Consider the following 20,972-nt stretch of genomic DNA (forward strand, 5'->3'; position numbering starts at 1 on the left):
GTGAAGCTTTACGATTCCGCCAATGAGCCGGAAGATTTACCAAGGAAGATCAGGTACAGTATCTTGCCGATCGCCTGACATACCAACATGCCGACCAGAAGCGAAATGGTGACCGGCGAGGTCGCCGTCAACTGCATGTAATGGCACACCGCATAGATGGCCGTGCAGATCAGATACAGGATGATGGTGATATTGCCAAGGCTCGCCGTACCCTCGTCCCCCGAGGCCTTCAGCAGATCGCCCGCGCCGCGGCATACCAAAATTACCATCGCGGCGTCCATCACGACCTGCGCCATACCGGCAGGCAGCTTGACGCCTTCAAAGCCCGGGATCTGGCCGATCACGCTAAAGATCAGGTTGCCGATCGTCATGTAAAACGCGGCCTTCAAAAGGTTATGCGCGGGCGAAGCCTTATATAAGCCCATAATGTTTAGAATAAACGCTACTACCATGCAAACGAGCACCGCAAGACCCAAGAGCAGGGTCATCCCCAGCCCGGCCCCCTTCATCGCCGCGATCACTTGCAGAACCACCGCGATCACGACCGCAAGGATCATCAAGATCTGGCTGGTAAAAACGCGCCGCAAGCCGGTCGCCGCTAATTGGTTGTTGTTCTCCATTTTACATCCCCCTTTTTTCTATAAAAGAGCGGCTACGCCTCTCTCTACAAAAAATTATATGCTTCTCACAAGGGATGTCAACAAAATCGCCTAAAATGCTCCTTTTTCACACAATATGCACGATTTACGCGCATATCGCGACCTATCGACGCGGACACACACTATTTTTTCGATATGGTGAACACCATTTCAAAAGCCGCCTGCGCGCCTTCCTCGGGCCATAGGTATACGCCGCCAACCACTTCATATCCGGTATGCGTTACCTGCTGGCTGATGTGCAGCGAACCGAGATCGGCCTCAAAACCGGTATAGAAATTTTCCATCTGCTCCGTTACCGGATCAAGCATAGTCTCCAGCGCGCCCCTGCGCTCGTGCGACACGGCAAACGCATAAAGCAGCATATCGCGCAGGTAGAGCGCGTCGCCGCTCAGCATATCCGCGCTGGAAAAGCGATACGTGACCGAGCGAACCATACCGGCTTCATCCGTCTGCGCTTCGGTCCGCTGCCTCGATTCCATGCCGATGAAAAACGTGCTATCATCGGGCGACCATGCGTCCCATTCTCCGTTTTTTACCCTGCCGGGCAGGTCGCGGTATTTTAAGTAATCGTTGCAGTTATCGGTATACGCCGCAAGGGTCAGCTCGCCCCGGCGGGGCGGCAGCTCCGCGCGGAGCACCACGCCGAGCGCCAACGCAAAGCTCAGCACATCCGCCAGCACAAAGCAGACCATGCGCGCCGGGTGGATACGGTCCCTCGGCGCAAGGATCACGGAATCGTTTTCCTCGTCCCAAGCAAGCTCGCGTTCCCTGCACGCGCTATAACAAACATACGCGCGGTACAGCTGATAGACCGGCACGCCATAGCCCATACCGGTGCGAAAAACGGAAAGCGTGCGCCCCATCGCGTCCGCCCAAGTGAGCTTCTGCCCATTTACTCCGCGCACCTTCATGCCGAATATCCATTTGCCCGGCGTCGTGCCCCAATAGCGCAGCAGGATCGGTTCAAACAGCAGCATCAGGCCGATCTTCGCGTAGCTGAACAAAAGCGAAGCCACAAGGCCCTCCGGCGTGTTCCAGCGCAGCAGCCATCGGGTAACGATCATCAGGAGCAGCGCATACAGCCCCAGATCGAATGCGCGGGCAAAATACCGCGCCCACGGATGGCCGGCAGGCTGTAACCGGTCGTTTTGCAGGGCTTGCCCGCCCCCTTGCTCCATGGCGGTAGAGAGATAGCGCGCCGGGTCCAGCCCACTGAATGAAACGCCGTCCGCCGTAATGGCCTGACAGATCGCGAGCGCCTGATCGGTTTCTTGCCGTTCCCGCTCAAGCGGCCCAACCTGCGCTTGCACCGCATCCGCCAGTGTGCGCTCGCCGCGCTGCACCTCGCGGATCACCGGCACGGCAATGCGCAGCCGCCGCAAAAGCTTCACCTTTTCCAGCGTGCGCACATCCTCATCGGAATAGTTCCGGTAGCCGTTTTCGCCCCGCGTGGGCGACAGCAGCCCTTCCTTTTCATAAAAGCGGATATTGGCCCGCGTCAGCCCTGTTTTCAGTTCCGCCTCTGCGATCGTCATATCACGCACCTGCCTTTGTACCTCCTATTATAGAGGGTAAAGTGGGTTCACAGTCAAGCGATTTCTCAAAAAAACGCCGGAATAAGCAAGGCGGCCGTGCGGGATGATCCCGCACGGCCGCCGACGCGTCATCCGCAGCGTTTTCCGTCGTACTTTGTGACTGCAAAGGGATAGGAACGCGTTTCCGTGTGCACACCGAGCGCGTCCAGCGACCGCGCAAGATCGCTGACCACCGTCAAGTCGTGATCGCGCTGGGCGATGGAAAGCTTCATCGTACCGTTGTACGAGCTGATGAGCAGCGCGAACGGCTGCGCCGCCGAGGGCAGCACCGCGCCGTAATCAAGCACATAGGGCAGGCAGCACGCGGGCAGCTTGAACTCGCCCACGTTGGTGATGAGGAAGCTATCCTCCAAAACAAAATCGCGGCACAGCTTTTGGCCCTGCACGCACTTTTCATCAAGCGGCATCGCTGCCTCGTGCAGCTCGCGGCAGGTATCGGACGCGCGCTTGGCGCGGTACATGAGCTGCTCCGGCTGCATCTGGTCCTTCAAAAACGCCTTGGTGCGGCGGAACACCTCGTCCACCGGCAGGTCGCGGTATTCGGGCAGATAGGGCAGATCGATAAAGCAGATGAAATACCGGGTCGTCACCGTGGGCAGCAGCGGCCGCAGATCGACCGGGATCTGCGCAATAACCGGCTTTTTCCTCCCCGCCGAACTTATGATCGAACGCGCGCATGAACAGCGGCGCGACCACGGAAAGCGGGCTTACCCCAATGCCCTTCGCATAGCTGTGTAACGCGGCGAACGGAAAGGTCACTTCGCTTACGATCTCCGGCCCGTCGCCAAGGTCGGTCAGATCCCACGCGTGCGCGGCTTCGGGCTTTTTCCAAATGCCCTCGGACGAAAACTCGCGGTCGGCGAGTTGGCGGTAGCCGTCCGCCGATTCCTCCGGCGAATAGCGCGTGTCCATCGCGCGGACCGAGCCGTCGTTTTCCACCGGCTTACCGGAAAGCTGTAAGTACTGGAGCAGCACGCAGCGGATAAATTCTTCAAACCCGCGCCCGTCCGAAATGGAATGCTGGTACTCCATCGTGATGGTATCGCCCTGATACCCGACGAGGAACAAATACCCGTTCGTATCGTCCGAGCCGATGGTATAGCGCCTGTCCGCCCCGTCGAACGGCAACACCACCGGCGGGCGCACGTTCTGCACATAGCGGAACGAGGTGGCCGTCGGCTGCACGGTGAGCATCATGTGCGGAAAGCGCAAAAGCGCCTTTTCTACCGCCTGCTGCAAGCAGCCGGGTCTCACCGGCTCGCTCATGCGGATGGTGTGGCGCGGCACGCAGGCCACGGTCTCGTGCGTGTTGTAAAGGAATATCTTGGCATAGCTATCCGTGCGGAGCAGAGGGTGCTCTTGCAGCAGTTGCATGTTGAGGGCCTCCTTCTAAAAAGCGGGACTGTCAATTTTTTCTTCACGCCCATTGTAGCACCGGCGATTTAATTTGTAAATCAAATTATGTGAAAAAAGTGACGAAAATGCAGCATAGCATACACGCTGTTCACTATCCGCCCTTTACGGCTTGAGCCATTTGTGGGCTTCCTCATCCGAGCAGGCTTCGCGCACCCACGGGTCTCCATCCAAGTGGCGAATGACCCAAAGGATGTAAATGCGGTAGCCGGGCGCGGCGGCCTGCGGATGCGGCAGGTTTTTGCCAATGGCGCAGAAGCTGCCGTCCGTTATTTTAAACACCTCGTCGCCCACAAAGGACGCGCCGAAGGCGGAGGGCTTTTCGGTGCGGAAATAATACACCTCGGGCTGGGGATGGTAATGCGGGATATAGCCCGACCAGCAGCCCTCGTACATGATGGTTTCGCCCAGCACCAAATTGGAATAGGGCGCGTCCGCGTATTCAAAGGCCGTGCGTACCAGCCGCTCGGCCTTGCCGCCCCAAAGACCCATGCAGCTTTCGTTCTCCCGCGTGTTTTCCGGCGTGTACAGCTTGGGGGCGAAGGCGCGCTCGTTGCCGGTGGCGACGAAGATCACCTCGCTGTCCGCGTGCGCTTCAATCGTAAACGTCGTGTCGCGGCATACATGCAGGCAGGTTAGCCCCTCGTCCATAAAGCTGTGGCGCTCGATCACGGCGGCCTGTCCGTCCCAGCCGAGCGTTACCTTGCCGTACAGCACCAGCGCCGCGACCTCATCGTTTTCGCGGCGTATTGTGCGCGTTTCACCGGCCTTCATCCGGTAGGCCCACATATCCATCTGCATTTCGCGATAGACGCCGTCCCGGTCCATGATCTTCCCCTCGCCGTCCGGCTGCCAGCGGGTATATCCAAAGCGTTCCTCTCTCATGCTGCATTCCTCCTTATCGGTTGCCTTTATTATACGAAAAAGTACCGCCCCGTGTCAAACACGGAGCGGTAAAAATAGGATGATTTATTGAGCAACCGGAATTTCGATCCCGCCGACGGTGATCGATGCGATCTCCTCCACCGGCATGATCTGGTCGAACACCTTACCCTTTTGGCATTCCGTCTTTCCGTTTTTGGGCGAGATGCTGCCGCCGGCATTTGTCAGATCCATCGTCGTGCCGTCCGTTTTGTGCAGCGTGATGGGAAGGCTTTCAAAATAGCGCTGGCTCTCGCGGCGGTTTTGCTCGGGCTCGCGGCCGCTCGGCGCGTCGTCGTCCCACTGTACCTCGCTGTCGACTGTGTAATCGACGCGCACCGCCAGCGGCGACAGCGTGATTCGATCGATCTTCGCGTTCATGCCGTTCAGGTCAAAGGTCTGGCCAGCGGGCAGGCTGACCGAGGTATCCTCAAAATCAAAGTCGAATTTGAACTTCCATTTGCCTTCGATCAAGGTGTAATCCTCGTTGCCGTCGTTAAATTTCAGGTTTTGGAAGCTCGCCTTGGCCTTGCCCGGCTTTAGTTCGCCGTCCACCGACATCATTTCGACAAATTGAATTACATTATCGCCCGGTGTCTCGTCGATAAAGAACGAGCCGCCGTGGCTGCCGCCCATGTAGGAGATATCCGTGGACGAATCTTCAAAATGCAGCGGCAAATAGCCGTACTCGTTACCCGTCAGATCAAACGGCGTGCCGTCGTCCCGCCTGATCTCATAGACCATGGCGTAGTTGTACTTATCGCCGATGATGGCCTCCGCCGTGATCGTCACGCCGTTATCGGTCGCGGATGCGCCGATCGGCTTGCCGATCTTATCCACAATCTCGGTATGCGCCGTGCCGAACACGCCCGCAAACGATTCGCTCGCCAGCTTGTTGTATACTACCGCCGCGCCCGCGCCGATCGAAAGCACCAGCGCCGCCGCGATACCTACCGCCGCGATTCTGGAAAGCGGACGGCGCGCGCGCCGCTGCGGCTTCTCCTGCGCCTCCATCAGGCCCTGCACCATGCGGGCCTTGGCTTCACCGGAAAAACGCAGACTGTCCAGCGCTTCATTATACTCTCTGTTATCGTTATACTCTTTGTTCACAATAATCGCCTCCCAAAAGTGTGCGCAGCTTGTCCCTGCCCCGGCTGAGCTGTGTGGTCACAGCCGCCTCGCTCCGTTCCAGCAGCGCCGCTGTTTCGCGCACCGAATAGCCTTCGTAATAATGCAAATAAACAGCTTCGCGGTATTTTTGCGGCAGCTCCATCACCGCTTCTAAAACGGCGTTATCCGGCGCTTCCGGCGCGGCGGACGATGCCGCCGCCTCGATACCGACCGCCTTACGGCGGTAGGCCCGCAGTTCATCCTTGCAGGCGTTCGCCGTCGCGCGGATGATCCACGCCTTTTCGTGGGCGGGGCTGTCGAACACCTGCCCGCTCGTCAATAGCTTGAGGAATACGTTTTGGCAGATATCCTCCGCGTCCTGCGTTGATTTCAAATAGGTGTAGGAAAGCCGCAGGATCAGGTCGGAGTAGGTCTCCACCAGCCGCTCGGCCTCCTGCATGCCAAATTGTTTCATGGTTTCATCTCCTTTGAAGGGGCCCTTCACCTACAATACGAACGGGCGCGGCAAAACCTTGCACAAAAAAATAAATAAGGGACGATTTTTTAAATCGTCCCTTATTATAACACATTTTGCGGTTTTACCGAACGCCGCGCGCCTGACGGGCTTTCCGCCCGATGCGCACCGGTTTTGCACCGCTCTCGATTTGTCCCGTGCGCCGCGTGGATAGCAGCAGGCCGAACAATAGCATGGTCTGGCACAAATACAGGCCGCCATAGGAAAACAGCGGCAGACCGTAGGCCGCGAAAAGAATAATGCCGAAATTCTGCAACACATAAGCCATGGTCTGGCACGCAAACGTCAGCATGATCGCCCAGCTCATCATTTTGGCGAGCACGCCGCCCTGCCGGTGCGCCAGCTGAAAGCCCCGCGCCAACAGTACCAACACTACGGTTAGTACCAGCGCGAACGCGATCCAGCCCCATTGCAGCTTAGCGGCGGCAAGAATAAATTGGGTAGCACCTTCCCCCTTTACAGTAGCAAGCCTTTCTGCACGGCTGTCAGGCGGAACCACCCCGCCAAACAGCGCTTCCCAAACTGCCGATCCCAGATAACCCTGATATTGATTATCCAGCGCCGGATTAAGTATTGCCGCAACACGTTCCCTTATATGGGGTATATTGCGAATAATCCATATTACTCCGGCCGCTATCAAAGCAACGGGCGACAGCGCAAGAGCAATCTGCCGTTTGCGCCCTCCGCCAAATGCACCGCGCCATACGGCGCAGCAAAGCAGCGCGGTGCAGACCAATACAAGCGTTAAAAGACCCGACGTACTTGGAATTGCTAAGGCCACAAACATCATAGATACCATGGCGGCTATGCAAGTGCATACGCCTGTCGTCCCTTTCCGCGCTGCGAATACAGCACCGTCGCAAACGCGACGGGAAACAACCAAAGCCCGTACTCTGGATAGTACCATTTACCGTTCATGATAGGAGAACGCCAAAATGCAGCCGCCATGATGCCTGCCCAAATGGCATAGGTAAGCCTCGGATGCCTGCCCAACCAAGTATAATCAAGAAAATAACCGGCAAACAAACACACGGCACCTGCCAAGTATTGCAAAATTTGAACCTTCGATTCGTTTGCCGCCACCGGGTACACCCCAACACCGGCAATTAGATACTGGACGATCTTTCCAATTATCGCCACGCCAAGCACCAGCCCCAGCATCACCCAGTCGGGCGCGGGCCGCCACGCGCGGTCCAACGCGGTGCCGGTCTCCACCGCGTCGCCCATTTCGCGTATGGTCGCTTCGGCGGCGTGCGCTTCATCCATCCCTTGGTCGCGGAACGCTTCGTACTGATCGGTCAGGTGGCCGGCCAGCTCGTCCGCCGCGTAGGGTCTGGCGCGCTTCCAGCGCATTTGTCCGGTCGCTTCGTTCAGCCACAGCGCCAGCCGCGCGGGCAGCGGATGCTTCTGAGACGGCGGGGATACTTCCGGCAACGCGGGCGACTGTTCGCCGCGCGCCGCCGCGTCGCGTTCCAGCAGGCGCGTTAGGCCGTTTCGCACAGGGTCAGGCAAACGCATGGCTTTCGCCCCCCTTCAGCACGTGGTTCACCGCGCCGGAAAAGCGGCGCCATTCCTCGGTCTTTTCGGCAAGGCGCGCCCGGCCCTGCTCCGTCAGGTGGTAATATTTGCGCGTCCGGTTATCCGCCGAAGCGCAAACATAGCTCTGCACCGCGCCCTGCGTTTCCAGCGTGTGCAGCAGCGGGTAAAGCGTGCCCGCCTTAAACGCAAAGGTATCGTCCGACCGCTCGCGCAAGCGGTCGATCATTTGGTAGCCGTACAAATCCTCTTCCTCCAACAGGCGCAGCACCAATAGTACGGTACTGCCCGCGAGCAAGCTTTTATCAATGCCCATGGTCTATCCTCCTTATATCGATGTCCGATATATGCATTATATATCGATCATCGATACAAGTCAACCCTTGACAAGTCCGTCCGTCGGGCGTATTGTAAAAGAAAAACGGAGGAAGTTCCCCATGTCCGCATTTACGATCGATCCCATCTTATATGAAGGCCGCCCGGCGGACTGCACCGGCCGCGACCCGCGCGAGATCGCCTGTTACGACCTGCTTGACCGGCTGGGCGTACCCTTTTTCCGTCTCGATCATGACGAAGCGCCCTCAATCGAGTGCTGCGCCGCCGTGGAAGCGCGGCTGGGTACCGACATCTGCAAAAACCTGTTTCTGTGCAACCGGCAGAAAACGCAGTTTTACCTGCTTTTAATGCCGGGCGACAAGGAGTTTCGCACCAAAGATCTTTCCGCGCAGCTTGGCATTTCGCGGCTGTCGTTCGCGGGCCCGGAGCCGATGGAAGAATACTTAGGCGTAACGCCCGGCTCGGTCTCCGTGCTTGGCCTGCTGAATGATCCGGATAACACGGTTCGTCTTGTGATCGACCGCGGCGTGGTGGAGGGTCGCCCTTTTATCGGCTGCCATCCGTGCCGGAACACCTCGTCCCTTCGTATTGCGACGAGCGATCTGCTGGAAAAGATCCTGCCCGCCCTGCGGCACGATCCCACCTACGTGTCCTTATAAGCATAAAAGAGCGTCTGGAAATGGGATTTACCATTTCCAGACGCTCTTTTATGCCGTTATAGACGGATGGATACAAACGTTCCGTCCGCGGCTTCCACGTGGACAATCTCCAGTTTTTTGTACTGCTTCAAAACGGACAAGCACTCCCGCACCAGTTCACGCAAGTAACGCTTGGTCAAAAACTCGTCATAGGGCGGCGGAACCGATCTCCGCATATCCGCAAAGAGGGTCTCCGGCAGGAGCGCGACCGCCGCGCTTGCCAGAGACAGCGGTACGGGCAGCCACAAATTCACCCCTTCGGAACGGACAATAATGCGCATGCGCCGATCCTCCCGGTCTTATCCGATGAATACGCGAACCGTGGTACCGTCCGCCGCGGAAACCTCCACGATGTTGCCCAGCGTTTCATTATCCAAGCATTCCAGTATGGCGGTGGTCAGCGCGTCCAGATCAATGCCTTGCAGCTCTTCGTTTTTGATCGGCAGCTTGCCGGTCACCTTGAGTACTTGACGGATGATCTTTACCGGCAGCTGTACATTGACCTTATCTCCCGTCGTGCTGTCCACAACGACGCGCAGCATTTTATTTTCATAAGGCGCCGCGTCCGATACGGCGGGCATTGTCGCGCCGAATTCCTCCGCCGCGGGCGCGGGTTCGCCCAGCGCGTCGATTAAATCAACGGCCTGCTCGGCGGAAAGCTTGCCTTCCTCCACCATTTTCAGGATCCTTATTTTTTCATCCATATTCATAACCTCGTTTCCACGCGCCTGCGTCCGCGAACGCAGGGCAAGCGTTACTTATTTTGCTTTAACTGCTCCAGTGCTTCCGCCGGGCTGATCTCTCCGTTTTCCAGCGCGCCCAGAATGTCCTTTTTGCGTGAAGCGGCGGGCGACGGCGCGACCGGCTTTCCATCCAGCTTGCGAATGATATCGTCCAGCCGGGAGCGGACGGTCGGGTAGGAAATTTTCAGTTCCTTTTCCACTTCCTTAATGTTGCCGCGGCATTTCAAAAAGGTTTCCGCAAAAAACAGGTCTTCCGCCGCGAGATAATCGAACTTGCTTAGGGCAAAATCATTTTCTATGGCCGTATCACAGTTTTCACATTGCAGCTTGACGACCTTCAGCCTTTTTCCGCACACCGGACAGTGGCTGATCACCTGATACATCGCGACCACCTTCCCTCTTCTTAGTGTCTATAATATAAACCCCGAAATCAATAATGTCAATATATAATTTGAAATAATTAATATATATATTAAAATTCTTAATATCCAAGTCTTATATTATTTAATATTTACATAAAAAGGGGGAAATAACTCATCCTATTCCCTTAGCGGTGTTTTACCGCCGCTTTGATCCTATCACACGGCGGCGCGCTGCCTATCCCGTGCACGGTAAGCGCTTGACAAACTAACACCATTAGTTTATGCTGGATATAGAAACTAACACTGTTAGTTTGGAGGAACCCCCATGCCTAAAAAAGGACTGAGCCGCGACCGGATCGTCGACGCGGCGGCCGCGCTCGTCGAACAAAAGGGGCTGGAAAATATCACGCTGCACGAACTGGCAGGCGCACTCGGCGTGAAAACAGCCTCGCTTTACAACCACTTGCAGGGTCTGCCTGAACTAAACGCGCGCCTGTCCGAGCGCGCGCTGGAGCGCCTGATGGGATCGCTCGAAAGCGCCATGGAGGGCAAGACGGGGACGGACGCGCTGCGCGCCCTTGCCGCCTGCTACCGCTGCTTTGCGCGCGAACAGCCGCAGCTGTACAAGGCCATGCTCGGCCTGCCGGGCTTTGCCGATAACCGGCTGGACGAACTGAAAAACAGCTATATGCAGCTATTTCGCCGCGTGCTGGCCCCTTATGGCCTGACCGAGCAAAAGCAGGTGCACTTTTCCCGCCTGATGCGCAGCGTGCTGCACGGCTTTGTCTCGCTGGAAGCGGCGGGCTTTTTCCGCCGCGCGGTGGAAGCCGAAGAAAGCTACGGCTTTGCCGTTGCGCAATTATGTACGCAGATCGAAAACGCAGCAAAGGAGGCCGCCGAACATGGCGCAAAATGAAGACGCGCAAGCGCGTAAATTCCGGCAAATGACCGAAGCGCCGGTGGAGCCGCTCATTTGCAAAATGGCGGTGCCCACCATTATCAGCATGCTGATCACCTCGTTTTACAATATGGCGGATACCTTTTTCGTCGGCAAGCTCAGCACCAGCGCGACCGGCGCGGTCGGCGTTATCTTTCCGCTGATGGCGCTCATTCAGGCGATCGGCTTTTTCTTCGGTCAAGGCTCGGGCAACTATATTTCGCGCCAACTGGGCGCGCAGCATGAAGAAGAAGCCGAACGCATGGCCTCCACTGGCTTTTTTTCCGCACTGATGGCGGGGGCGCTTATTCTGGCTCTTGGTCTTGTGTTTCAAAACCCGCTGTGTCATCTGCTCGGCGCGACGGATACGATCTTCCCGCACGCGATCTCCTATATGCGCTTTATCCTGCTCGGCGCGCCGTATATGACCGCCGCGCTCGTTTTGAACAACCAGTTGCGCTTGCAGGGCAACGCGACCTACGCCATGATCGGTCTGGTGTCGGGCGGTATTTTGAATATCGCGCTCGATCCGCTGTTTATCTTTGCCTTTCATATGGGCGTGGCGGGCGCGGCCATCGCCACGATCTTGAGCCAGCTGGTCAGCTTTCTGCTGCTATTGTGGGGCGTGGAGCATTCGGGCGGCATTCCGATCCGGCTGAAGCTGTTTTCGCCCAGTCCCGCGCGCTTTCTCGCCATCGCGGGCGGCGGCGTGCCCAGTCTGTGCAGGCAGGGTCTTGCCAGCATCGCCATCACCTGCCTGAACACCGCCGCCCGTCCCTTTGGCGACGCGGCGATCGCGGCGATGAGCGTGGTCACCCGCGTCACCCAGTTCGCGTCCTCGGCGCTGATCGGCTTCGGTCAGGGCTATCAGCCAGTATGCGGCTTTAATTACGGCGCCAAGCGGTATGACCGCGTCACGCGCGGCTTCTGGTTTTGTGTGCGCGTGTCCAGTGTTTTGCTCGTTGTACTGGCGGTGCTCGGCGCGGTGTTCGCCCCGCAGCTCATCGCCCTGTTCCGCGCGGACGACGCGGAGGTCATCCGCATCGGCGCGGCGACGCTGCGCTGGCAGTGCCTGTCGTTCCCGCTGCTGGGCTATGTCATTCTGTGCAACATGCTGCTGCAAAACATCGCGTTCACCGTGCGGGCCAGCGTGGTCGCCGCCGCGCGGCAGGGGCTGTTCTTCATTCCGCTGGTGCTGGTGCTGCCGCGCCTGTTGGGGCTTACGGGCGTAATCTACTGCCAGCCCATATCCGATGTGTGCGCCTTCATCCTCTCTCTCGTATTGACCGCGCCCGTGCTCGTTCATCTTGCCAAGCTGGGCGCGGTGGGGCAAGACGCTTGACAGCCGCGCGCACGCCGCCTATACTGGGCTTAACATTTTATAAAATAAAAGGAATGAAACCATGAATGATCTGACCATCCGTCCGGAACGCCCGGCAGACGAGCGCGCCGTGGACGCACTGACGCGCGACGCGTTTTGGGACGTTTTTCGCCCCGGCTGTGTGGAGCACTATATTCTGCACCAGCTGCGCAAGCACCCGGATTTTATCCCGGAACTCAGCCTTGTCGCCGAGCAAAACGGCGGGATCGTCGGCCACATTGCCTACAGCCGCGCCGCCATCGTGCAGGAGAACGGCACGGAGTTCCCTTTGATTCTCTTCGGCCCGCTGAGCGTGCGGCCCGATCGCCAGAAATCCGGCGTAGGCGCCGCGTTGATACGCCATTCACTGGCCCTCGCCGGGGAACTGGGCTACCCTGCCGTTGCCGTGTGCGGCTGGCCGGATTATTACCCGCGCTTCGGCTTTCAGCGGGCGCGCGTTTTCGGCATCACGGACGCGGAGGGCCAATCGCCCGATCCGTTGATGGCGCTCGAATTGCAGTCCGGCGCGCTCGCCGGCGTTTCCGGCGTTCTCCGTGAGAGTGAAGCCTATTTTGACACTCCGCCCGCCGCGATTGACGCGTTTGACGCTACCTTTCCGCCCCGCGACAAGCACGTACTGCCGGGACAGTTCCTCTAACAAACACTGAGGGGCTGTAAAATAAATTCCCACAAGTGAATAGAAAACTGTTGCAAAGCGAAGAATGCTACCGATTTTGTCATTCTGAGGAGCGAAGCGACGAGACCGTAGTCCGCTATCCTCAATCTGCCGCTTGGCGGCATTTTAAGGAGCGCGAATCTCGCGCAAACGCGCGGAATTTACACTGGAAACGCGCGTTCGCGCGGGATTCTTCACTTCGTTCAGAATGACATTCGGGGGCCTTCCTTTTTTGCAACAGTTTTTTTATTTTACGGAAATTGTGCTTTATCGCTGTTTCCACACCGCCTGACGGCCATAGACAAACTGCACAACAAAACAAACACGTTTTTTGCTAAAGTGACAGATTTGTAAAATCCCCAAAAAATGTCCCCCCTGATGCAAAAAATCGATGTTCCCGAAGTGTTTTCCGTTTGATAAAATAATAACAAAAAGAGGCGTGAGGAGGGATAAATGCATGGAGTATATACTGGAAATGAAAGATATCAGCAAAACATTTCCCGGCGTAAAAGCGCTTGATCATGTTCAGCTTCGGGTAAAACCCGGCGAAGTGCACGCACTGATGGGCGAAAACGGTGCGGGCAAATCGACGCTGATGAAAATTCTGATGGGCATGTACACCAAGGACGACGGCGGCGAAATCCTCTTTAACGGAAAGCCCTACAAGGCTTCAAGCCCGAAGGAGGCAATGGATCTTGGCGTTGCCATGATCCATCAGGAACTCAATCCGATCCTTGATATGTCCGTGTATGAAAACATTTTTGTCGGGCGTGAGATCCGCAAAAATGGACTGGTAGACAAAAAGGCGGAGATCGAACAGGCGCAAAAGCTGATCGAAGAGAGCGGCCTGCATGTTTCGCCCGAGGAAATGCTGCGGAAACTGACAGTCGCGCAGTGCCAGCTGATCGAGATCATCAAGGCGATCTCCGTCAATGCGAAGGTCATCATCATGGACGAGCCAACCGCGGCGATCAGCGAGCGCGAGGTCGAACTGCTGTTTGGCCACATCCGCAAGCTTGCCGAAATGGGCGTCGCGATCATTTACATCTCCCACCGCATGGACGAGATCTTTTCCATCTGCGACCGCGTCAGCGTATACCGCGACGGCCAGTATATCGGTTCCGGCGACACGAAGGATTTGAACGAAGCACAGCTCATTAAGATGATGGTCGGCCGCGAGATCACCGACGTGTTCCCCAAGCTGGAAGCGCAGATCGGCGAGGTCGTTTTAGAGGCTAAAAACATCGTCCGTGTGGATCGCAAGGTCAAGGGCGTCAGCTTTTCCGTCCGCAAGGGTGAGATTCTTGGCATTGGCGGTCTGGTCGGCGCGGGGCGCAGCGAGCTGGTCGAGGGACTGTTCGGCATTCACGCGCTGTCGGGCGGCGAAATCTATATAAAGGGCAAGCAGGTTCACGTACATTCGCCAAGCGATATCATCAAAGAGGGCGTCGCGCTCATCACCGAGGACCGCAAGGGCACCGGTCTGAACCTGAGCGGCACGGTGGGCGACAATATTGCCATGGTGGCCATCCGCAAGCTGCTCTGCCACGGCCTTTACAACAAGAACAAGGCGCGCAGCGCATCGCTGGACTACATCAAAAAACTCAATATCAAAACTCCTTCCGGCGACCAGATCGTCGGCAACCTGTCCGGCGGCAACCAGCAAAAAGTCGTTATCGCCAAATGGCTGCTGAATGATCCCGATATCATCATTCTGGACGAGCCGACCCGCGGCATCGACGTCGGCGCCAAGCGCGACATCTATCTGCTGCTCGGCAAACTCGTACAGCAAGGCAAGGCAGTCGTCATGATCTCGTCCGAAATACCGGAACTGATGGGCGTGTGCGACAGGATCATGGTCATGTGCGAGGGCAATCTGTCCGGCGAGGTCAAGCGGGGCGAGTTCTCGCAGGAGCGCATTATGGCGCTGGCCTCCGCCATCGAGGTATGAGATATAAGGAAGGGGAAACTATGAAACAGAAGAAAAATGCAAAGGCGCTGATCAGCGAATACTTCATCTTCGTGATTTTTATCGCGCTGATCATTGTATTGACCTGCCTCAAGCCGAGCTTTATCCAGCCGGGCAATCTGGTTAATATTCTAAAACAAGCGTCGATCAACGGCATTTTGGCGTTCGGTATGATGTTCGTCATCATCGCGGGCGGCTTTGATATGTCCGTCGGCTCTACGGTCGCGTTCACCGGCATTCTCGCCGCCATGCTCGGTCAGGGGCAATATCCGCTGATCGTGCCGCTGGTCGTGGCGATGTTGGCCGGTCTTGCGGTCGGTCTGGTAAACGGCGTGGGCGTCGCGATCGGTGATCTGCCGCCGTTCATCATGACGCTCGGCACCATGACCGCCGTGCGCGGCCTGGCGCTGCTGACCTCCAACGGCAAGCCGATCACCGGCATCAGCAAGCAATATCGCGAGGTCGCCGCAAGCTCGCTCTTCGGCGTGCCGATGCTGGCGGTCTTTCTGGTCGTCGTCATCCTAATCTGCTCGTTCGTTTTGGCCAAAACGGTATACGGCCGCCGGGTCTATGCCTGCGGCGGCAACCTGCAAGCCGCGCGCGTTTCGGGTATCAACACAACGATGATCCGCATTTCCACGTTCGCTATCGCCGGCCTGCTGGCCGGTCTGAGCGGCTTTTTGATGACATCCCGCGTGACGATCGGCCAGCCGACCGCGGCGGAAAGCTACGAGATGGACGCGATCACCGCGTGCGTCGTCGGCGGCGTTTCCATGGTGGGCGGCGTCGGCAAGCCGTGGGGCGTGGTAGTCGGCTGCCTGCTGATCACCATCATTGCCAACGGTCTCGATATCATGGGCGTATCCTCGCACTGGCAGAAGATCGTCAAGGGCGCGATCATCGTGCTGGCGGTCCTCATCGACGTAAAGGGCAAGGGAAAGAAAAACTGACGGATGTTAAGAGCAGGGGCGCGGGGCGCTCCGCTCTTACCATATATGCTTCTTAAGGAGGAAGAGAAAAATGAGCAAAAAAAGATTTCTGGCCATGCTGATGGCCGGCACGATGGTCCTGACCATGGCGGGCTGCGGTAACGACGCGTCCGGCGAGACGAAGGGCGACGCCGAACCAAGCGCGGATGCCGACAAGGGCGGCGACGCTTACAAAATCGCGCTGATCCAGCAGCACCAGACCAACGCCTTCCAGATCGAGCTGACCGAGGCCGCCGAGGCCAAGGCCAAGGAGCTGGGCGTCGACCTGACCATCCTCAGCGCGGATCAGGACGCCGCGACCCAGATCAGCCAGATCGAGCAGTGCGTGTCCGAGGGCTATAACGCGATCTTGTTTGAGCCTGTCGATCCCGACGGACTGGGCGACGCGTCGAAGAACGCCGCGGACGCGGGCGTTGTCGTCATCAACATCGTTTCGGCTTGCACCGATTGGGAAGCCAACGGCATCGCCGCTGTTTCCTACGGCAATAACGTCAAGGCCGGCGAGACCGAGATGCAGCACGTTGCCGACCTGCTCGGCGGCAAGGGCAACATCGCCATCCTGACCGGCCCGTCCGGCGACTCGGGCGGCTTGCAGCGCATGGAAGGCTACGAAAACGTGCTCAAGAACTACCCTGACATCGTGCAGGTCGTCGCCCCGGCAGACTGCCAGTGGGATACCGCGAGCGCGCAGTCCACGGTAGAGAGCTGGCTGACTGCCTATGATCTGGACGCGATCGTTTGCGAGAACGACGGCATGGCGGTTGGCGCGGGCAACGCGGCGGGCGCGAACAGCGGCATCATCATCACCGGCGTTGACGGCACCCCGGACGGCTTTGAGGCCATTCTGGACGGCCGCATCACCGGCACCGTTTCCCAGAACGGCGGCGCCATGGCGGCCAACGGCGTCGAGGCGGCGGTAACGCTGTTGAGCGGCGGCAAGCTGGACAACAACGTCATCATCACCGACAATACATGGATCGACGCATCCAACGTAGCGGACTTCTCCTAACCTGCATTCTATGTTGAAAAATCTTTAAACTAGTGTTAAGATAAGTATAGAAAAGGGCGCGTTGCAAAATAAAAGAATGTTTTATACCTTGTCATTCTGAGGAGCGAAGCGACGAAGAATCTCGCGCAAACGCGCGAAACCAACGTACGATCCGCGCGTTCGCGCGGGATTCTTCACTTCGTTCAGAATGACATACGGAAATTCTTTTATTTTGCAACGCGCCCTTTTCTCATCGTCATATAAAAATACCGGAGGAATGCATATGTTAAAGGTCGTTCTGGCGGACGATGAGAAAAAGATCATTTCGCTGATGCTGAAGCTGGTCGACTGGGCGGGGCTCGGCTACGAAGTCGTCGGCACGGCCAATGACGGCCTGCGCGCGCTTGATCTCGTGCAGCAAAAGCAGCCGCATCTGCTGATCACCGATATCCGTATGCCGGGTTGCAGCGGGCTTGATCTGATCCGTCGCGCCAAGGGATTGCAACCCGGCCTGCATTTCATCGTCATCAGCGGATACCGGCAATTTGAATATGCGCAAAACGCGCTGAAATACGGCGTGGAGGATTACCTGCTCAAACCGCTCAAGCAGGACGAGCTTTCCGATATACTGCTTCGCTTGAAGGATAAGCTGGGCGAAGAGACCGCGCTGGAATACCATCTGCAAAAGAACGGCGAGCGCCGGCAGGACCTTCTCATCGCAGCGCTCAAGAGCGCGGCAGAGCGGCAGCAGCCGTTTCTGACCGCGCAGCAGGCCGAAGCGGAATACGACCTGCGCTTTGGCGAGGGCTGCTATTTTGCCGCATTGATCAAGCCGGATATCTCCTATGCGGACCAATCGCTGGACGGATACCGCATCATGATGCAGCACACGCTGGAGATCGTGCGGCGGGAGATACAGCCGCTCGCGGACGAATGCGCGGCAGCCGTTCTGTGGGAAGGCGTAGCCGTTCTTACGTATCTGCGCGATTATCGCGCGGTCGAGGTCAAGCAGTGCTTTACCAAAATCCGAAAAGAGGTAGAAAAACAGCGCGATCTGTTTTGGGGAATCCGGTGCACCGTCTGCTTGGGCAGCCGCAAGACCTGCCCGGAGCAACTAGCAGCCTCCATGCGGGAGGCGCTTTGGCTCTGCCGCGACCGCCTGTGTCGCGTACAGCCGTGGCGGGATGCGGAAAGCGAGGAACCCGCGCTTGACGAGCGGTACCAGATGGACACGCCGCATAAAAAGCGATTTCAAGAAGCGGCGGAATATCTAGACGAAACACGCTTTACGCAGGAGCTGGAGGACAGCTACCGCTTGATCGTGCCGCGAAAGCCGCTGAATGGACAGATGCTGGAGGATTGGTTTACGCAGGTGCTGGAGACAAGCCTGTACGGTATGCAGCAAAACGCCAAGGTGGAACCGCGGTTCTCGGAAACCATGCGCGAAAACTTCTGGCGCTGCGCCGCGCCGCAAGACATCCTGCTTCTGCTGCGGGAGGGCGTCTGCGAACAGCTCCGCCGTCTGAGCGAGGAAAAATCGCTGCGCGAGACCCGCCCGATTACCGAGGCCAAGCGCTATATCCAACAGCACTATCAGCAGGCGCTGCGGCTGGAGGACGTGAGCAGCGCGGTCGGCTTCAACGCCACTTATTTTTCAGTATTATTTAAAAAAGAGACCGGACAGAATTTTATGGATTATCTGACCGAGCTGCGCATCAACAAATCCAAGGAGCTGCTGTGCAGCGATACGCTGTCCGTGCAGGACGTGGCCGAACAGGTCGGCTACCGCGATTTAAAGTATTTTTCACGGCTGTTCAAAAAAACGACCGGCGTCAGCCCGTCGGATTACAAGAAGCTGTATAAGTAGGTGGTACCATGCGGTTTCGTACAGGATGGAAGCTGTTAAGCGCGCTTAGGCGTTATCGGAACGACAAAAATTTGGAAGCTGTGCTGCGGAGGGACTGGAGCCGGGACCCTGATCTCAGCGCGTTCTTTTCGGATATCGAAACGCGGCTGCACGGCGAGGAGATCGCCAAGCTACAGCAAAAGCAGGCGGAGTATCTGGCGCTGCAAAACCAGATAAACCCGCATTTTCTATACAACGCGCTCGAAGCGATCCGGTCGGACGCGTTGCTCGCGGACTGCGAGGAGATCGCCGAGACGACCGAGGCGCTTGCCACCTTTTTCCGCTACACGATCTCCAACTTGCAGGAATATGTGACCTTCTCCGACGAGCTGGACAACGCCGAAAACTATTTCACCGTGCAGCGCTGCCGCTTTGGCGACAAGGTTTCGATGGAGCTGGAGCTCGGCGACGAAGCCTTGCTGGAAGCGCGTATGCCCAAGCTGATCCTACAGCCGCTGGTGGAAAACGCGGTCTCGCATGGCTTGGAGGGAAAGATCGAGCATGGCACGGTCCGCATCCTTGTGGAAAACAGCGAAAACACGCTGTTCCTCCGCGTGCGGGACGACGGCGTGGGCATGCCCGAGGATCAGGTGGCCCGGCTCAACGAAGCGTTTGCCGGGGACGTCGGACCGATCGGCGTGCAGCTGCGGGACGGCATCGCGCTGCGCAATGTCAACAGCCGCATCCGCCTGATGTTCGGCGAGGATTATGGACTTCGCATTTTCAGCGCGGCTGGCGTGGGCACGGAATGCTGCGTGACGCTGCCGCTGCTCTCGCAGGAGGAATGAACGCCGATGAAAGAAGAACTGATCCGTGTGGAAAACGGCCGTTTTCGGAGCGATGGAGACGACTACCAGTTCGATATCGCCATCTCCCGCGGGGAATGCGTCGGCGTCTACGTAGACGACCACCTGACCTCGGGCACGGCCTATTTGGACATTTTCAAGGGCTATTCGCACCTTGTCGGCGGAAAGGTCTTTGCCCTTGGCGGGCGGTCCGGTTCGATCGAGCTGGAACGCTATATTGCACAGCATTGCATGATCATAGACCGGCACCGCTTTGACTCCGAGGAGCTGACGGTGCGGGATTTTGTGCTGGCGCTGGATAAAAGCTTTCGCTGGCGGCAAAAGAAAAGCGCGGCCCAGCGGTTGCTGTCGCCGCAGTCGGAGGACATGCGGCGGCAGATGTCGTGCGGTTTTCCGTGGGAGCAAAAGCTGGTCGAGCTTTCGCTGCTCGATTATTACCGGCTCGCCGTTTTTCGGGCGTGGTTCTGGAAAAACGAGCTGATCGCACTTGACCGTTTGACCGAAATCCTGCGCCAGAAGGATTTGGAAAAGCTGATGCACTGCGTCCGGCTGCTGCTGCAACAAGGGGCGGCGGTGATCCTTTTTGATATGGACGAGGAATTCTTATACCGGCACGCCATCCGAATCGACGTGGTTAAGGACCGGAAGACCTGTTACCGGCTCTATCCGGAGGAATACGACGGCCGCCTGTATGAGATTCTAGGCTGGAAGCGACGCGGCGGCCGCGTGGATGAGCCTGAACCGCAGCCCGGCGAACAGGTCGTGCTTGCCGTATCCGGACTCACCTTTCCCGCCATGCCGCCCCTCCGCTTTGAGATTCGCGGCGGAGAGATCGCCTTTCTGCGAGATGAAAATTACAACACGGTATCCCAGATCCGCGACTGTTTTTTGGGGGAAAAAAGCTGGTTGAGCGGCGTGTTTTGTCTGGACGGCAAGGTATATGAGCACGCGGAGCTGACCCGCGTGATCGGCACGCGAATCGGGATACAGATCGAGCGGCCCGACCGCCCCAGCGGCGTGCTGTTTGACAATTTGACCGCGCTGGATAACCTGTGCACCTGTCTGCTCCCCAAGGCGGGGCGGCATATCATGCACCGCAATCTGGTGGAAAACATCTTACAGGAAGCGTCCCGCTGGTTCAGCAGGGACGCGTTGCTGCGCCCGCTTCGCGAATGGCCGCTGCCCGAGCGGCTGCGGTTTTCTTACTTTAAGTGGTACTTTTTGAGCCCGCGGCTATTGATCTGCTTTTTCCCGTTTGCAGGTCAGGAATCGGCGCACCATGAGATGATCATCGATATGCTGGTTACCTGCGCGCAAAAAGGAATGGCAGTTTGGGTCGTGTCCTCGGGTATCGACGCGATCTGTGAGAAAACCGAAAACAAAGAATTCCTCAAACGTCTGCATTATCTGAACGAATAGCTTTGTGCGCCGCA

Annotated in this window: 23 protein-coding genes; 10 read left to right on the forward strand and 13 right to left on the reverse strand. The window is 57.6% G+C overall.

The window, feature by feature from the left end; translation table 11 throughout:
* Positions 1-8: 8 nt before the first annotated feature.
* The 10 genes from RWV98_RS16535 to RWV98_RS16580 all read right to left on the reverse strand — a co-directional run bounded on the left by RWV98_RS16535 (position 9) and on the right by RWV98_RS16580 (position 8,085).
* Positions 9-620, reverse strand: coding sequence for a hypothetical protein (locus RWV98_RS16535; RefSeq protein ID WP_317862150.1), 612 nt, complete (start codon positions 618-620; stop codon positions 9-11).
* Between the two features lie 161 nt (positions 621-781).
* Positions 782-2,194, reverse strand: a complete 1,413-nt coding sequence (locus RWV98_RS16540) for a MerR family transcriptional regulator (protein ID WP_317862152.1) — start codon at positions 2,192-2,194, stop codon at positions 782-784.
* Positions 2,195-2,322: 128 nt separating this feature from the next.
* On the reverse strand, positions 2,323-2,661 hold the full coding sequence (locus RWV98_RS16545) for a hypothetical protein (protein ID WP_317862154.1): 339 nt from the start codon (positions 2,659-2,661) through the stop codon (positions 2,323-2,325).
* Positions 2,651-3,628 (reverse strand): hypothetical protein, encoded by a 978-nt coding sequence (locus tag RWV98_RS16550; RefSeq protein WP_317862155.1) that lies wholly within the window; start codon positions 3,626-3,628, stop codon positions 2,651-2,653. The genes RWV98_RS16545 and RWV98_RS16550 overlap by 11 nt, the downstream gene beginning before the upstream one ends.
* Positions 3,629-3,772: 144 nt before the next feature.
* Complete coding sequence (locus tag RWV98_RS16555; protein WP_317862156.1) at positions 3,773-4,552, reverse strand: 5-deoxy-glucuronate isomerase; 780 nt, start codon at positions 4,550-4,552, stop codon at positions 3,773-3,775.
* Between the two features lie 84 nt (positions 4,553-4,636).
* Positions 4,637-5,698 (reverse strand): DUF4179 domain-containing protein, encoded by a 1,062-nt coding sequence (locus RWV98_RS16560; RefSeq protein ID WP_317862157.1) that lies wholly within the window; start codon positions 5,696-5,698, stop codon positions 4,637-4,639.
* On the reverse strand, positions 5,682-6,173 hold the full coding sequence (locus RWV98_RS16565) for an RNA polymerase sigma factor (protein WP_317862158.1): 492 nt from the start codon (positions 6,171-6,173) through the stop codon (positions 5,682-5,684). The genes RWV98_RS16560 and RWV98_RS16565 overlap by 17 nt, the downstream gene beginning before the upstream one ends.
* Before the next feature lie 124 nt (positions 6,174-6,297).
* Entirely contained in the window at positions 6,298-7,140 is an 843-nt protein-coding gene (locus tag RWV98_RS16570; protein ID WP_317862160.1) for an FtsW/RodA/SpoVE family cell cycle protein, read from the reverse strand.
* Positions 7,038-7,751 carry a permease prefix domain 1-containing protein gene (locus tag RWV98_RS16575; RefSeq protein ID WP_317862162.1) on the reverse strand — a complete coding sequence of 238 codons (714 nt, stop codon included), beginning with the start codon at positions 7,749-7,751 and terminating at the stop codon, positions 7,038-7,040. Before RWV98_RS16575 ends, RWV98_RS16570 begins: the two co-directional genes overlap by 103 nt.
* Positions 7,738-8,085 (reverse strand): PadR family transcriptional regulator, encoded by a 348-nt coding sequence (locus RWV98_RS16580; RefSeq protein ID WP_280962315.1) that lies wholly within the window; start codon positions 8,083-8,085, stop codon positions 7,738-7,740. Before RWV98_RS16580 ends, RWV98_RS16575 begins: the two co-directional genes overlap by 14 nt.
* A 121-nt stretch (positions 8,086-8,206) precedes the next feature.
* Here RWV98_RS16580 and RWV98_RS16585 point away from each other — a divergent pair, with 121 nt between their 5' ends.
* A complete protein-coding gene (locus tag RWV98_RS16585) occupies positions 8,207-8,764 on the forward strand; it encodes a prolyl-tRNA synthetase associated domain-containing protein (protein ID WP_317862164.1) in 558 nt (185 codons plus the stop codon).
* Positions 8,765-8,820: 56 nt separating this feature from the next.
* Here RWV98_RS16585 and RWV98_RS16590 read toward each other — a convergent pair whose 3' ends face one another.
* From RWV98_RS16590 to RWV98_RS16600, 3 genes are read right to left on the reverse strand one after another with little or no spacing between them, the layout of a single operon-like run.
* Entirely contained in the window at positions 8,821-9,084 is a 264-nt protein-coding gene (locus tag RWV98_RS16590) for a hypothetical protein (protein WP_317862165.1), read from the reverse strand.
* Positions 9,085-9,102: 18 nt separating this feature from the next.
* Positions 9,103-9,507 (reverse strand): SHOCT-like domain-containing protein, encoded by a 405-nt coding sequence (locus RWV98_RS16595; protein WP_317862166.1) that lies wholly within the window; start codon positions 9,505-9,507, stop codon positions 9,103-9,105.
* Between the two features lie 50 nt (positions 9,508-9,557).
* Positions 9,558-9,929, reverse strand: coding sequence for a DUF2089 domain-containing protein (locus tag RWV98_RS16600; RefSeq protein WP_317862167.1), 372 nt, complete (start codon positions 9,927-9,929; stop codon positions 9,558-9,560).
* Between the two features lie 304 nt (positions 9,930-10,233).
* Between RWV98_RS16600 and RWV98_RS16605 the strand changes: the two genes are divergently transcribed.
* The 9 genes from RWV98_RS16605 (at position 10,234) to RWV98_RS16645 (ending at position 20,958) form a co-directional block, all read left to right on the forward strand.
* Entirely contained in the window at positions 10,234-10,824 is a 591-nt protein-coding gene (locus RWV98_RS16605; RefSeq protein WP_317862168.1) for a TetR/AcrR family transcriptional regulator, read from the forward strand.
* Positions 10,811-12,187, forward strand: a complete 1,377-nt coding sequence (locus RWV98_RS16610; protein WP_317862170.1) for an MATE family efflux transporter — start codon at positions 10,811-10,813, stop codon at positions 12,185-12,187. Before RWV98_RS16605 ends, RWV98_RS16610 begins: the two co-directional genes overlap by 14 nt.
* 61 nt (positions 12,188-12,248) lie before the next feature.
* Positions 12,249-12,863 carry a GNAT family N-acetyltransferase gene (locus RWV98_RS16615; protein ID WP_317862172.1) on the forward strand — a complete coding sequence of 205 codons (615 nt, stop codon included), beginning with the start codon at positions 12,249-12,251 and terminating at the stop codon, positions 12,861-12,863.
* 475 nt (positions 12,864-13,338) lie between these two features.
* Complete coding sequence (locus tag RWV98_RS16620) at positions 13,339-14,832, forward strand: sugar ABC transporter ATP-binding protein (protein ID WP_317862173.1); 1,494 nt, start codon at positions 13,339-13,341, stop codon at positions 14,830-14,832.
* A 20-nt stretch (positions 14,833-14,852) separates the two neighbouring features.
* Positions 14,853-15,800 carry an ABC transporter permease gene (locus RWV98_RS16625; protein ID WP_280962305.1) on the forward strand — a complete coding sequence of 316 codons (948 nt, stop codon included), beginning with the start codon at positions 14,853-14,855 and terminating at the stop codon, positions 15,798-15,800.
* A gap of 70 nt (positions 15,801-15,870) precedes the next feature.
* On the forward strand, positions 15,871-16,848 hold the full coding sequence (locus RWV98_RS16630) for a sugar ABC transporter substrate-binding protein (RefSeq protein WP_280962304.1): 978 nt from the start codon (positions 15,871-15,873) through the stop codon (positions 16,846-16,848).
* 262 nt (positions 16,849-17,110) lie between these two features.
* Positions 17,111-18,694, forward strand: coding sequence for a response regulator transcription factor (locus RWV98_RS16635; RefSeq protein ID WP_317862175.1), 1,584 nt, complete (start codon positions 17,111-17,113; stop codon positions 18,692-18,694).
* Between the two features lie 80 nt (positions 18,695-18,774).
* On the forward strand, positions 18,775-19,521 hold the full coding sequence (locus tag RWV98_RS16640) for a sensor histidine kinase (protein ID WP_280962319.1): 747 nt from the start codon (positions 18,775-18,777) through the stop codon (positions 19,519-19,521).
* A gap of 6 nt (positions 19,522-19,527) precedes the next feature.
* Positions 19,528-20,958, forward strand: a complete 1,431-nt coding sequence (locus RWV98_RS16645) for a hypothetical protein (protein WP_317862177.1) — start codon at positions 19,528-19,530, stop codon at positions 20,956-20,958.
* Positions 20,959-20,972: the final 14 nt, after the last annotated feature.

This window comes from Agathobaculum sp. NTUH-O15-33 (assembly GCF_033193315.1).
In the GTDB taxonomy this organism is placed as follows: domain Bacteria; phylum Bacillota; class Clostridia; order Oscillospirales; family Butyricicoccaceae; genus Agathobaculum; species Agathobaculum faecihominis_A.

Bases quoted from the DNA above. Each gene is read 5' to 3' on its own strand.
- RWV98_RS16535 (WP_317862150.1), bottom strand. From the start codon at position 620: ATGGAGAACAACAACCAATTAGCGGCGACCGGCTTGCGGCGCGTTTTT.
- RWV98_RS16540 (WP_317862152.1), bottom strand. From the start codon at position 2,194: ATGACGATCGCAGAGGCGGAACTGAAAACAGGGCTGACGCGGGCCAAT.
- RWV98_RS16545 (WP_317862154.1), bottom strand. From the start codon at position 2,661: ATGCCGCTTGATGAAAAGTGCGTGCAGGGCCAAAAGCTGTGCCGCGAT.
- RWV98_RS16550 (WP_317862155.1), bottom strand. From the start codon at position 3,628: ATGCAACTGCTGCAAGAGCACCCTCTGCTCCGCACGGATAGCTATGCC.
- RWV98_RS16555 (WP_317862156.1), bottom strand. From the start codon at position 4,552: ATGAGAGAGGAACGCTTTGGATATACCCGCTGGCAGCCGGACGGCGAG.
- RWV98_RS16565 (WP_317862158.1), bottom strand. From the start codon at position 6,173: ATGAAACAATTTGGCATGCAGGAGGCCGAGCGGCTGGTGGAGACCTAC.
- RWV98_RS16570 (WP_317862160.1), bottom strand. From the start codon at position 7,140: ATGGTACTATCCAGAGTACGGGCTTTGGTTGTTTCCCGTCGCGTTTGC.
- RWV98_RS16575 (WP_317862162.1), bottom strand. From the start codon at position 7,751: ATGCGTTTGCCTGACCCTGTGCGAAACGGCCTAACGCGCCTGCTGGAA.
- RWV98_RS16580 (WP_280962315.1), bottom strand. From the start codon at position 8,085: ATGGGCATTGATAAAAGCTTGCTCGCGGGCAGTACCGTACTATTGGTG.
- RWV98_RS16585 (WP_317862164.1), top strand. From the start codon at position 8,207: ATGTCCGCATTTACGATCGATCCCATCTTATATGAAGGCCGCCCGGCG.
- RWV98_RS16590 (WP_317862165.1), bottom strand. From the start codon at position 9,084: ATGCGCATTATTGTCCGTTCCGAAGGGGTGAATTTGTGGCTGCCCGTA.
- RWV98_RS16595 (WP_317862166.1), bottom strand. From the start codon at position 9,507: ATGGATGAAAAAATAAGGATCCTGAAAATGGTGGAGGAAGGCAAGCTT.
- RWV98_RS16600 (WP_317862167.1), bottom strand. From the start codon at position 9,929: ATGTATCAGGTGATCAGCCACTGTCCGGTGTGCGGAAAAAGGCTGAAG.
- RWV98_RS16605 (WP_317862168.1), top strand. From the start codon at position 10,234: ATGCCTAAAAAAGGACTGAGCCGCGACCGGATCGTCGACGCGGCGGCC.
- RWV98_RS16610 (WP_317862170.1), top strand. From the start codon at position 10,811: ATGGCGCAAAATGAAGACGCGCAAGCGCGTAAATTCCGGCAAATGACC.
- RWV98_RS16615 (WP_317862172.1), top strand. From the start codon at position 12,249: ATGAATGATCTGACCATCCGTCCGGAACGCCCGGCAGACGAGCGCGCC.
- RWV98_RS16620 (WP_317862173.1), top strand. From the start codon at position 13,339: ATGGAGTATATACTGGAAATGAAAGATATCAGCAAAACATTTCCCGGC.
- RWV98_RS16625 (WP_280962305.1), top strand. From the start codon at position 14,853: ATGAAACAGAAGAAAAATGCAAAGGCGCTGATCAGCGAATACTTCATC.
- RWV98_RS16630 (WP_280962304.1), top strand. From the start codon at position 15,871: ATGAGCAAAAAAAGATTTCTGGCCATGCTGATGGCCGGCACGATGGTC.
- RWV98_RS16635 (WP_317862175.1), top strand. From the start codon at position 17,111: ATGTTAAAGGTCGTTCTGGCGGACGATGAGAAAAAGATCATTTCGCTG.
- RWV98_RS16645 (WP_317862177.1), top strand. From the start codon at position 19,528: ATGAAAGAAGAACTGATCCGTGTGGAAAACGGCCGTTTTCGGAGCGAT.